General features: G+C 29.6%; 15 protein-coding genes. 5 read left to right on the forward strand and 10 right to left on the reverse strand.

The annotated features are described in order from the left end of the window. Positions 1 to 36: 36 nt before the first annotated feature. Entirely contained in the window at positions 37 to 990 is a 954-nt protein-coding gene (locus EQM05_RS08500) for a hypothetical protein (RefSeq protein ID WP_128749643.1), read from the forward strand. A gap of 266 nt (positions 991 to 1,256) precedes the next feature. Then, positions 1,257 to 1,736, forward strand: coding sequence for a hypothetical protein (locus EQM05_RS08505; protein ID WP_128749644.1), 480 nt, complete (start codon positions 1,257 to 1,259; stop codon positions 1,734 to 1,736). Between the two features lie 304 nt (positions 1,737 to 2,040). Here the strand turns inward: EQM05_RS08505 and EQM05_RS08510 are convergent, their stop codons facing one another. After that, positions 2,041 to 2,235, reverse strand: a complete 195-nt coding sequence (locus EQM05_RS08510; RefSeq protein ID WP_128749645.1) for a hypothetical protein — start codon at positions 2,233 to 2,235, stop codon at positions 2,041 to 2,043. Positions 2,236 to 2,296: 61 nt separating this feature from the next. Then, on the reverse strand, positions 2,297 to 2,443 hold the full coding sequence (locus tag EQM05_RS15750; RefSeq protein ID WP_164917244.1) for a hypothetical protein: 147 nt from the start codon (positions 2,441 to 2,443) through the stop codon (positions 2,297 to 2,299). A 213-nt stretch (positions 2,444 to 2,656) separates the two neighbouring features. On the opposite strand from EQM05_RS15750, the gene EQM05_RS15755 reads away from it, so the two are divergent. From EQM05_RS15755 to EQM05_RS08520, 3 genes are read left to right on the forward strand one after another with little or no spacing between them, the layout of a single operon-like run. Beyond that, entirely contained in the window at positions 2,657 to 2,809 is a 153-nt protein-coding gene (locus tag EQM05_RS15755; RefSeq protein WP_164917245.1) for a hypothetical protein, read from the forward strand. 9 nt (positions 2,810 to 2,818) lie between these two features. Next, positions 2,819 to 3,085 (forward strand): hypothetical protein, encoded by a 267-nt coding sequence (locus EQM05_RS08515; protein WP_128749646.1) that lies wholly within the window; start codon positions 2,819 to 2,821, stop codon positions 3,083 to 3,085. Between the two features lie 35 nt (positions 3,086 to 3,120). Continuing rightward, positions 3,121 to 3,471 (forward strand): hypothetical protein, encoded by a 351-nt coding sequence (locus EQM05_RS08520; protein ID WP_128749647.1) that lies wholly within the window; start codon positions 3,121 to 3,123, stop codon positions 3,469 to 3,471. A gap of 58 nt (positions 3,472 to 3,529) precedes the next feature. Here the strand turns inward: EQM05_RS08520 and EQM05_RS08525 are convergent, their stop codons facing one another. From EQM05_RS08525 to EQM05_RS08560, 8 genes are all read right to left on the reverse strand, one after another. Then, positions 3,530 to 5,065: a hypothetical protein gene (locus tag EQM05_RS08525; RefSeq protein WP_128749648.1), complete on the reverse strand. Its 1,536-nt coding sequence runs from the start codon at positions 5,063 to 5,065 to the stop codon at positions 3,530 to 3,532. A 123-nt stretch (positions 5,066 to 5,188) separates the two neighbouring features. After that, positions 5,189 to 5,506: a nitrous oxide-stimulated promoter family protein gene (locus tag EQM05_RS08530; protein WP_128749649.1), complete on the reverse strand. Its 318-nt coding sequence runs from the start codon at positions 5,504 to 5,506 to the stop codon at positions 5,189 to 5,191. A gap of 69 nt (positions 5,507 to 5,575) precedes the next feature. Continuing rightward, positions 5,576 to 6,166 (reverse strand): protease inhibitor I42 family protein, encoded by a 591-nt coding sequence (locus tag EQM05_RS08535; RefSeq protein ID WP_128749650.1) that lies wholly within the window; start codon positions 6,164 to 6,166, stop codon positions 5,576 to 5,578. Between the two features lie 267 nt (positions 6,167 to 6,433). Beyond that, positions 6,434 to 8,038 (reverse strand): polysaccharide biosynthesis protein, encoded by a 1,605-nt coding sequence (locus EQM05_RS08540; protein ID WP_128749651.1) that lies wholly within the window; start codon positions 8,036 to 8,038, stop codon positions 6,434 to 6,436. A 27-nt stretch (positions 8,039 to 8,065) separates the two neighbouring features. Continuing rightward, positions 8,066 to 9,019, reverse strand: a complete 954-nt coding sequence (locus tag EQM05_RS08545; RefSeq protein ID WP_128749652.1) for an RluA family pseudouridine synthase — start codon at positions 9,017 to 9,019, stop codon at positions 8,066 to 8,068. A gap of 26 nt (positions 9,020 to 9,045) precedes the next feature. Beyond that, a complete protein-coding gene (locus EQM05_RS08550; protein ID WP_128749653.1) occupies positions 9,046 to 10,245 on the reverse strand; it encodes an amidohydrolase in 1,200 nt (399 codons plus the stop codon). Positions 10,246 to 10,266: 21 nt separating this feature from the next. Continuing rightward, positions 10,267 to 12,309 (reverse strand): cell division FtsA domain-containing protein, encoded by a 2,043-nt coding sequence (locus EQM05_RS08555; RefSeq protein ID WP_128749654.1) that lies wholly within the window; start codon positions 12,307 to 12,309, stop codon positions 10,267 to 10,269. Positions 12,310 to 12,406: 97 nt separating this feature from the next. Beyond that, on the reverse strand, positions 12,407 to 12,706 hold the full coding sequence (locus EQM05_RS08560) for a hypothetical protein (RefSeq protein ID WP_128749655.1): 300 nt from the start codon (positions 12,704 to 12,706) through the stop codon (positions 12,407 to 12,409). Positions 12,707 to 12,718: the final 12 nt, after the last annotated feature.

Here is a 12,718-nt window from a genome sequence, read left to right on the forward strand (position 1 = left end):
TTCCAATATAATAATATTTTTAATGCGGAGGTTTATATGAATAAAAATATAATAAAAAAAATATCATGTTCTTTAATTTTATTCTCCCTGGTATCCTCATGTCTAAAAACCAATACCTTTGTACATGCTGAAGAAGTAAAAAATTCAAAAGAACAAACTGAAACAATATCAAAACCAGAAATAAATTCTGCTAAAATTGATTATATAGCTGAAATGAAATCAAAAATTAATAAAAACAATCAAGGTACAATAACAAGTGATACAGAGAAATATGTTGAATTTACAGAATATAAGGATGATAAGAATGTTTCTGGTAAAAGGATACAAATAAAAGAATATGATAAAGCTGGATATTTAAAACAGGTAAAATCAGAAGCAGCAAAAGCATTTTCTGATAAAATATATAATATGAGTTCAGTTAATTTATTATCAAATGGCACATCTGTAACTCCTGGACCTGTAACAAGTTGGCTAAGGACCTCATTACAAGTGACAAGCTTTGGTACTGGTACTGGTTATGTTGATGTTGATGGATTTTTTGAGTGGTTAAGTGCACCACATTTTACTATGACAGATGCGGTAGCTCTCGCTCATGATTCTAATAGTGCTTTTCCTGTTGAAAATCTTTTCTGTGAAGTTGGGTTTCCACAGGAGACAGTAAATGGTACTCGTGTTTATCCAGACAAATATATAGATCAAACATATGCCTCAAGTGGTTATCAATCAAATGGAGTAACTGGTTCAGGCTTCACTTTTAGCATGGAGGGTGCTTATGCGCTTGATTATTTTCCTTATGGTTATATGCATGCTAAAGCTATAAGAACAAATTATCAGACGACAGCGAGTACAGTGTGCTTTGCCTATGGTCATTCACAATATGGAATTAGTGTTAACCCGCAAATAACATTTCCAGGAGGAGCCTCAATTGTGATAAAGCCTACATTACAAGTAGACTCTGTTAGTGTACAAACTGTAGCGACAGGCTTCTAAATACCTATATGATATTTGTAAAAATATTATAAATTTTAAACTCAATTAATAGTTGCTACGTGTAAAAGTTAATTGAGTTTGATTTTTAATACATTTCTATTTAAAATAGATATTAGGTTAATTTGCAAACATTGTTATTATACACTATAGTATATAATAACTGTTTCTTTTATTGAAAAGAACCATCTATAAAAAACATGAAGATTTATTATGTTAAGTGAGTCTAGAAAAGTCAATCGTTATATGAGGTAGGAGTGATATATTAAATGAAACTTAAGGCCAGCAAAATTGTTATAATAATCGGACTAATGATAATTTCTTTATTATTAAATGTTTTTCAGTATATTAAATTTAAAAATTATAAAAATCAATGCCAGATTAATGCTGATAATGAATTTAATATAGCTATGCAGTACATTTCTGTTGGCATTGAAAAGCTTAAAACAAAAGAAATTGACCAAACTGCAGCAATAGCTCAATTATCATCAGGTACTAGCAAATCAGTTACAATATATCCATTGACTTCTTATTATAAAAAGAATCCCCTTTTAAAAAATACTCTTTGGGAATTTAACAATAATATAACTAATAAAATGAATATTAGAGATGTAGTTGAAAAAAATGATCTATCAATTTTATTACCTACTTTAAATGCGGTAATGAATAACCCACTAAGTGAGAGTGAAACAAAAAAATTAGATTATTTAGTGAAAAAGTATACCGTTATAGGATCGACATTGCAATAAGAGCATCTTCAAGTAAATCCAATTACGAGTATTTTTACATCTCTTAACTACTGAGTTAAGAGGCTTTTTTTGTATAAAGAAGACCACCTGCTATGCAGGTGTGTTCACAAAAGCTTAAGCGGTGAGCAAAAAAAGACCTTATTTGGTATAATAGATATGGTTTTGTCGACCAATTCAAAACTAAAGGAGGGCTTTCCAAATGGACAGTAACAGTTTAACTCATACAAAGTGGAAGGTAAATAGAAACAAAAGTTGTTAACTCTGCTTCCAACCTTTGTAAGTGATCAGAATGCCTCACAAAACATCACAACTCAATTTCAAAAAGTTTTACTGCATCCTCAACTTTTATACTATCCATGTCATCCAGCCTGTCTATGTATTTAAAGATACTTTTGCTTATTTTAATTTTATAATCAACATCTTTAACTGTTTGAATCAGTTCTTTTACTTTATAGGTTTCAATCTTGCAATGGAAAATGGACAGAATTTTGAAATACAATAAATTCAACACTACGTCATGAGTTTTTCCCATTCCTTATATGTACTTATCTTTTCACATATTAAATCATTAAATCTATGAAAGAAGTTAATGCTTCATTCATTTCCTTAGTCTGGAATAAACTGTTAATTTCATAAAACCTATCCCTTATGAAATTAATGAATGTTTCAGAATCCTTGGCATTATTTTCAAGCTCTATTTCAAACAATATTCTAAAAAACAAATTCCATTAAAATTCATTGTTTATTATATGTTTAAATTTTCGATATGATAAGTTTTCAATATCAATTTTAGCAAAATTGTTAAATAATGTTTAACAAACTGTTGACATGTACTATAAGTGTTATATAATGTTATTAAAGTAATAATTTATGTGTACACATATAATTACTTCAAATTTATATATAAGGGAGATGTCTTAATGTTTAAAAAGAGAGGTTCTTTAGTCAAAAAAATAGTTGTTGCGTTAGTGATTCCTATTATGACTTTTGGTACTATCGTTTTCAGTAAGCCATCTTTAGTTAGTGCTGCTCAAATAACCCCAAAAGTGGTTGCTCCATATCCTGTTCATTGAACTCATGCTATGATTTCATCTGGGCCTGCACTATGTTATAACAATAATGAATCTCAACTGTTATATTCAGGCGGAGTATATACATGCAAATATTGCGGGGATCTTTTCTTCTGTGAAGGATATCCTCATTTAGGTGGCTCAATAGGCTATTATTATGATGAAGTAGCAACTTACAGTTACTATGCAGAAGTATACAGCGTATTCGTAAATCCTTCTGGGATAATGTATACATCATCATCTTCTTTACCTGGTTTTTCATTCTACAGTGCTTCATAAGTTAAAAAATTGTAAATATAAAAGAGAGGTAAGCTATGAAATTTAATAAGAAATTATTTCTTATAATAGCATTAATTGCAATGAGCATTGGACTTATATTTATGTTTACTGAAACAATTAGCCCTAGAAATGATATAGTGCAGGTAAGTCTTGAGAAAAGCGATTTTATTCAAATAACGAAAACTGAAAAAAATAATAACTATTATGTCTCTTTTAAAAATGACAATAAGCAAATGGAACTAACCTGTACAAAGGAACAATACGATTTTATGATAAACGGTCGGCCTCTTTATATACTTTATAGAAAGAATTTTTTTAACAGAACTAAAGGTAAAGTTTTAAAAGTTGATAATATACCAATAGATAATTCAAATAGAGGAATATAATTTCTTCAAAGTTTAGATGCCTTACAAAAACTGCTCCAGTTTTGTAAGGCATAAAATATCATATTTCAATTTCAAAAAGTTTTACTGCATCCTCAACTTTTATACTATCCATGTCATCCAGCTTGTCTATGTATTTAAAGATACTTTTGCTTATTTTTATTTTATAATCGCCATCTTTAACTGTTTGAATCAGTTCTTTTACTTTATAGGTTTCAATCTTGCAATGGAAAATGGACAGAATTTTGAAATACAATAAATTTAGCACAATGTCACGAATTTTCTCCCATTCCTTATATGTACTTATCTTTTCACACATCAAATCTATGAAAGAAGTTATTATGTCATTCATTTCCTCAATTTTATCATAATATATGAACTCTATGGAATCTACAGTTTTAAAACTATTAGCCATTGTATGCATAATGTCATTTTTTATACTTTCAGATTCTTCTTCGTTAAAAATTGACTTTAATCTGGAAAAACTGTTATTTTCATAAAACCTATCTCTTATGAAATTAATGAATGTTTCAAAATCCTCAGCATTATTTCCAAGTTCTATTTCAAATAATATTCTAAAAAACAAATTCCATTGGAATTCATTGTTTATAGAATTCAAAATAGCATGTCCGATAATATTGGAGAAATCATCATGAAAATGCACATCCCTTTCAAATTCTATTTCACTTTTGAAATCCACATCATTTTTACTGATGTGATTCAATCTATCCATTGTTTTCAGCAGTGTTTTATTATAATCCTCCAGGTTTTCAGCATTACTGCTTCTAAAAATATATTTCATTATGGTATCACAGGACTTTTTAAAGTCAACTATGAATCCAATGCTGTTTTTCATTTTTGTTGAATATATGTCATAAATGATTTTTGAAAGAAGTACTTCCAATTGAGACTTTCTCATCATTGGGTCCATGCTGTTTTGGCTGTTGAACTGATTATAAATTATAAGAAGCTGATTATCTATCATTGCAAGGTTTTTCTTTATGGATCCCATTAGTTCCTTTAAAAAACCATCTGCTATTCTGTAATTATTATTTTTGTATATTATATTGTGTTCCAGTTCCCCCCAAAATATATTGACCAGGGATTTGATTTGAAGTTCGAATCTTATTTTTCGATAATTTGTTTCATAAACTCCATCTATTCTATAAATTTCAAATCCATTTTTTTGTTCCTGGGGTTGTTTGCTTGTCAGCTCCAGTCTTATGTTTTCATTTAAAGCATTATAATAATATCCATCAGCATTTCTTTTATTAAATAGTTTTTTCAGTACTTTATATATTTTCATTTCATCTTCAATGAATCTGCATTCCACTCTGATCCCAATTAAGTCTGAAAGATTTGAAATAACTTCCTCACTTGACTCATACTTTTTATAATAATCATTCCTTATTATTTTTTCCCTCAAGCTGTCAGGAGACTTTACTCTTGAGCTCACCTTTATACCTCCATCATTGCTGCTTTCCAGCAATTGTTGAAAGTATGTCTCCAAATCCTTAGCTTCATCTTGTAATTCATCATTTACTTTTTCCAAGCTTTTTATAACTTCTTCAATAAAATCGAATATTTCCAATTCCATAATGTTACCTCCTTGTCTTAAGTGAAACGTCTTTCATGTATGATTGTATTATACTGACCGTTATAAAGTCACTTATAATGATATCATTTTAATCTGTGCTTTTCCATATTTACAATTAATCTATCAACGCTTTTTAAATTTTGATATTAAATGTTCAATAGACATTACAGGATGATATATTATCATTCTAGGACCAGAATACCGCATTACTTTAATTATTTTTTCTTTCATGTCCTTTTTGTAGCAATGTATTTTACAATCCCCGCAATTGGTTTTATTTTCACCAAACTTACATCCATCAAGACGTTTTAAGGCATATTCTTTAAGTTCAAGGCAATCAGTACATAATTGGTTTTTGGTATTATGATTTTTATTGCAATATAATTTAATCATGGCTGCCACTGTTTCTTTTTCGCGAATAATTTTATTATTATTTTCCATATTATTATCCCCCTAAGTGAAATTTAAGAATATTTTATTCAATTCTTAATTTTTACTGTACAAATCCTATTATTTTATATTTATATTTATTATAGATTCAAAATAATCATTAACTAAGCCTTTTTTATGTTCATATCTCATTATTAGCTTTTGGGTTCCTTCTTTTAAGTGTGAAAAATAAAAATTCTGCCTATCATAATTAGTACCTGTAACATCTTTTTCAATAGACTTAGTAGAAGGTGTAATCCATGATTTACTATCGAAGTTCAATATTCCGTTAGATATATCATTTTTTATATCCCATGTATATTCAATAGTTCTATTAGCAGGGAAAGACAATATGAGGTATTTATTTTTAGGAATATTTATATTTGTAATGGTTTTATTATCTATCTCATATTCATTTACTGTTGCATTTTTGCTATCATATACTATAACTGCAATATAATATTTATAAATATCTGTTGCATAGTTATATTCTTGTTTAGCAAGTATCTCGTCCATTTTTTTAAAATCATTTATTTTGAATTTATAACTTGAAAGTTTCTTAGAACCATCTTGTTCTACAGATGTCCTATTGCAACCTGTCAAGGTCAATATAAGAAAGATTAGTAAAGAAAAGAGACTAAATTTTTTGATTATTTTCAACTTTATAATCATATCTGTACCCTCTACTTCAGATAACTTTTTAAATTATCATCATTTTATTTCTGAATAGAATTGAATAAATTAAATAAATTATTCCTAATATAATTATAAATAAGCCTATTATTCGCACATGCTTTCACTCCCTATTTTTATATACAATATACGGAAATTAATAATATAGTATAATAATAATATATTCCATATGTGTAATTCAATAGGAAATAATATAAAAAACGCTGCTTTATTAGCATATTTTGTATGCTAATAAAGCAGCCATTTTTATCTAATTCTAACATACATAAACCTAGGTATGATTCTTGTGACTTTTCTAGGCAGTCCATTTATATCAGACTTTGTAATTCCGCCTGTTAATATTAAAGCATATAAGTAGGTAAATATACCTGCTATTATTGCTATTATTGTAGAAACAGCATTTGCAATATAACCTTTGTTTATAAAGCTTATTACATAAATTAAATTATTATAGATTAAATAAACAACTATACTCATGAGTAGACTGGATATAATTGGTTTATACCCATGATAAAGCAGACTAAATCTAACCCTGAGTGTTTTTTTAATCATTCTGTGGTTTAATATTACAGGAATCAGATATCCTATGATACTTCCATATACTGCACCTAAAATATTGATGCTTGGTATAGCAATTAAGAAATAATTTGCTGTAATTTTAAAAACAATACCAATAAATGAATATAAAGTAGCAGTATACAACTTTCCAAGGCTCTGCAATATTGTTATCTGAATCTGCATTACAGCCATAAGAACCAATACTACTGATCCAACCCTCATTATATTTGAGCCGCCGCTGAATTTAAGCAGTCTATATATTGGATCACTTAAAACTGCAAGTCCAAATGCAGAAGGTATAGAAATTATAAAACTCAATCTGAAAGCATAATTAACTTTTTCTCTAACCCTTTTCTTATCTCCCAAAGCTGCTGCCCCAGCAATGGCTGGTAATATTGCAGCGCATAAAGAAGTAATAAGTGCAATTGGAACATTCATTAATTGTGTATACTTTAATAAATAGCCATATAATACTGAAGCCTGAGCACTATTTATGCCTGCAGCAAGCAGCCTTGAACGTGTATTCCATACATCTACCAGATTTCCGGCATAGGTTAATCCAACACTTAATGTTATTGGTATGCCATAACCTACTATCTTTTTTATAATTTGTTTATTGGTAAGCCTTCTGATTTCAATATCATGAACTTTTCTGTGAACCTTTATCCTTTTGTTTCTTTCATAAAATAAAATTAAATAAACAACTGAAAATAAAGCACCTAAGGTTGAGCCAATAGTACCTCCCGCGCAGCCTGCTTCAACTCCGAATTTAATTAATAGAGCAGCAAATACCAATGTAAAAATAGTATTAATGGTCTGCTCAATTATTTGAGATACTGCTGTTGGAGTCATATTTCCTCTTCCCTGAAAGTAGCCCCTGTATGCAGATGCAATGGATGTAAAGAGAACACATGGAGCAAGGGCTAATATTGAATAATATGCTTTAGGATTTACTAAATTTGCAAAGCCTCTGGCAAAAATCAACATAATTACTGACATAACTATGCCAAGCAGTAGCAGCAAAAATCGAGCTATTTTAAAGCTTTTAACAGCATCCTTATAGTTACCAACTGCCGTTAATTCAGATATTAGTTTTGAAATTGCTACAGGTATACCTGAATTAGTCAAAACATAAATAAACACATAAACCTGATATGCAGAACCATATATACCATATCCTTCATCACCAATTATGGCAATTAAAAATGGAATATACAGCAGTGAAAGTATTTTTACTATAATACCAGCAGCAGATAGAACTGCAAAACCTTTTGTTGTAGATTGTTCCTTCATATTTATTTCCTCTAAATTCATTTAAAATTAAAACTTAAAAGCATCATTTTTTATTTTCTTTAAAATAGGAGGCAGTGACTCAGCTATAGTTTTATTTTCCATGTACTCTAATTTTCCTGTACAATCCTTAAAAATCAACTTATATGCATATAAAAATTGAAAGTTTAAACCAAATTTATTAACAAAAAAACTATTAAGTTCTTTGTCACCATATTTTGAATCACCTATGATTGGATTACCAAGATAACTTAAATGAGCTCTTAATTGATGGCTTCTTCCAGTTATAAGGTCAATCTCCAGCAATGAATAAAGCCCGCAGGTCTGCACAGTTTTAACATCCATAGCTATTCTTTTATAGCCTGGTTTATTATCTTCTGAAATCTGGGATATGTTACTATCCTCATCTTTTGATATGTAGGCTTCATAAATTTTATCTTTAATTTTACCCTTTACCAAAGCTAAATAATATTTTTTTATTTTTCTATCTCTTATCATTTCATTAAGCAGCTTTAAGCTTTCATAATTTTTGCCATATACAACTATGCCGGATGTATTTCTATCAAGTCTGTTACATGGAGCAGGAATAAATGTTATCTCCTTTTCAGGCTGATAATCACCCTTATCATACAAATAGGAAAGCACATAATCAGTTAATGTTGGTTCTCCATTTTTTTTATCTGAATGGACTAAAACTCCAGGCCATTTTTCCACTAATAAAATATTGTCATCTTCATATGTAACTTTAAAATTGTTGTCTACCCTTTTAAACTTTTCTTTTTTTAAATCTGTTTTTATATCCCTTGTTTCAACTATATCTCCTTCGGTAAGTGAATACTTTTCTTTTACTTTTGAACCATTAACCCTTATATCGCCTTTTCTTAACCTTTTATAAATTGCGCTTAAGGGTACATCCTTCATCCATTTTCGTATAAACTTGTCGATTCTTTGCCCACTCTCATTTGGTCCTATTGTTATTTTCATTAGCTCTCTCCTTAGTACAGTATATATTATTTATATCTTTTTTCAATGTTTAAAAAATCTATTGCAGCTTTGCATTGAATTGCTACTCCTATTGGTAAACAATCTTCATCAACATCGAATAAACTTCCATGGGCAGGATTTACAATACCCTTTTCTTCATTTCTGCATCCAAGATAATAAAAAACACTTGGCTTTTCAAGAGAAAAGTAAGCAAAACTCTCCACACCCATGCTTGGATTTTTTAAAAGCAGCACCTTATCCTTTGATAATATATCGGAAGCACTGTTTTTAAGGATTTCTACCATATTGTCATCATTATACAAACATGGATAGCTTTCCTCAATTTCAATTTCTGAGCTTCCTCTTAATGAAGAAGTAATTCCTGTTACAATTTCTTTAAGCCTTTTTTTCACATATTCCCTATTTTCTGTAGTCATTGTTCTTATAATGCCCCCAAACTTAACCTGCTCAGGAATAATGTTCTGAGCAGTACCGCCGCTTATATAACCTATAGTTACAACAGCAGGTGAAGTTGGAGGAAGTTCTCTGCTTACAAGTAATTGAATGGAATTAATTATTTCACAGCTGATTATTATAGGGTCAATTGCAGAATCAGGATGAGCACCATGACCGCCTTTTCCCTTAACAGTTATTGTAAAAGGATTTGAAGCTGCATTAACTACTCCTCTTTTTATTCCTATGTATCCTGTATTAATATTTTCATCAACATGAAGTCCTATTATTCCATCAACTTCAGGGGAATGTAATACTCCCTCTTTGATCATAATACGTGCACCGCCTGTTGTTTCTTCTGCTGGTTCAAATAATAATTTTACATTTCCATTTAATGTATCTTTAATTGAATTCAAAATTTTTGCACATCCAAGTAAAATAGTTATATGTGCATCATGACCACAGGCATGCATTTTCCCTGGGTTTTTGGAACTATACTCACATTTATTATTTTCCTGCAGGGGAAGAGCATCCATATCTGCTCTAAGTGCCACTGTTTTGGAACCATTTCCTTTAATAATAGCACATATGCCTGTCTTTGCTGTATTTGTAAATTCAATTCCTTCAGCATTTAAAAAATCTTTTATAAAAGCAGAGGTATTGTATTCATTATATCCCAGCTCAGGATTCATATGAAAATGTCTCCTCCAGCTTATTAAATCATCTTTTATATCATTTGCCATTTTATAAAAATCTAAATTTTGTTCTTGCATAAGGTATCCAGCCTTTCTAAATTATATCCATTTTATACTGATTATATCACCATCAGATAAACTATCATAATATCCTGCACTCTTTCCGTTTAATAGAAGTTCAAGTGTGCCTTTTACTGTTGTTAAATCAAAGTCATAGAAATTGAAGATATCTACAAAAACATAACTTTTCTTTCCCTTTAACAATACTTGCTTTTCATTAACCAGAACCTTTAGCTGGGTTAATGCATCATCCTTTTTTATGTCCATATTGGTAGCTGCTGCTTCTTTAGATGATAGCCGGTTATTTTCATAAACTTCACCACTCAATGTTAAATCATGCTTTTGAAATATCTTGTCTCCTTCCTTTATTAAATAGTTTAAATCTAAAATTTCATCATTTATATAGTAATTATAATCTTCACTGGTATTTTCACAAAAGTATTTAATATAATCTCCTAAACTTCTTGGATAAATTATTTTAACCACGTCATTTTCTTTGATTTCTTCATTTATCTGAACCTTGTTATTATTTATAAATGCAACGGGATCCATATTAACTAAATTATTGTTTAGGTAAAAACTTATAGAATTCAGATCTTTTACATAATCTTTAATATAAGGTTCACCAGACAAACCATCTACAGCATATTTTATTTCTATGGAATCCCCTTCCTTAATATTAGATTCAATATTAGAAGAAAATCCATTAATTTTAATTTCTGAGGGCCTTCCCATTGTTCCAAAACAAATTCTATTTACATTATTTAAAATAAATTTTATGTTTTTACCATTCTTAGGAATTAAAATTTTAGGATTAATGCCTGCCTGAATAAGTACATCTAGTACAGTATGATTTTTAGAATTGAATAAACTTATAACAGAGCCATTTAATGCTACATCAATAAAATCATGTCCTAGCTCCTTTAAAGATACCAGGGCAATTCCAAGCACAGTAATACCAGTACTTCCTAAATTTAAATCCTGATTAATGCATGCCTCCACGCTTTCTCTGCCTTTAATTGCTATTCTTTGAGGCATTATATTTAATTTCTCAGCAAGAAATTCCTTATAGTATGGAGTATATGCTCCTCCTCCAACAAGGAAAACTGCATTTGGAGACTTTCCATTGTTTAACTCCATTATTTTACTGCCAACCTGCTCAGCAATTTTTTTTACTAATGGTGAAATAAAGTTTAATATTTCACTTGATTGTACCTGATTTTCTATTCCAAGAACATCAGTATACTTTATATTTTCATTAACTAAAAGCTGTTTTTTTATTTCCTCAGCAGCATTAAAATCTATGAGATAATTTTTAGCTATAATTTCTGTTATTTCATCACCAGCCAAAGGTACCATTCCATAAGCCGCTACAGTATCATTGCTGCATATTGCAATATCTGAGGTGCCTGCACCAATATCCACCAGTGCAAGATTAAGAAGCCTTAGTTTTTGAGGAATAACTGCCTCAATTGCAGCAATTGGCTCTAATGTGAGACATGAAACATTAAGTCCCACTATTTTCATAACTGAATATAAGCTTTCAATAACAGCTCTGGGTAAAAATGTTGCAATTATTTCAACAGATGCATTTTCGCCTTTATGACTTAATAAATTACTTATCTTAAAACCATTTAAATAATAGTTTTTTACGCTATATCCAACACAATAAAGTTTTCCCTTTGTTTCATTAATAACACTGCTTTCAGCTTTTTTTACAGCTGTTAATTCAAGACTCCTTATAAAATCCCTGTGAATTTCCATGTCACTTTCTAACTCTGCATCATATCTCACTTCTACTGTTTTAAGAAATCTTCCAGCAGCTGCAATGCAGACATTTTCTAAGGATATATTAAGCTTTTTTTCCAACTGGTTTTTAACCATTTTTACAGCATTTGCTACAAGATTTATGTCATGGATCTGGCCATCTATCATAGCTCTTTCTTCATGTTCAACAAGTGCTTCAGCAAGCACTGAAAATTTTTTATCCTTAATAACACCTACAGTTCCTATAACTGTTCTGGTTCCAATGTCTAGAGCAAATAATACATTATTAATTTCTGCTTCATCTGTACTATTCATATTATTACCTCTTACATACAATTTTAAAGGCTCATATTCTAATTAGAATATGAGCCTAATAAAATTATATAACAATAACCATAAACATTCAATAAAGTTACTCAGCAATCTTTAATATACCATAGCTTTCTGCTATATATGGGAGCTGCTTTATAATATCGTATACATATTTCTCTTTAACCTTATTTTCAGCATTAATTTGATGCTCTGAAATTTCATTATAATAAAGCATTTTACACCAGACATCTATAAAATCATCTTTTGTTACAATCTCAGTATCTTCATTATTTTTAACCACAAATCCGTCATTAAAGTTCTCAACTACACTAAGATTTTTAATATTATTTTCAGATAACATAGAACACACGTCATTCCACATTTTATTAAAAGCTACCATTATTAACCTCCT

It is taken from the genome of Clostridium sp. JN-9 (assembly GCF_004103695.1).
Classification (GTDB): Bacteria; Bacillota; Clostridia; order Clostridiales; family Clostridiaceae; genus JN-9.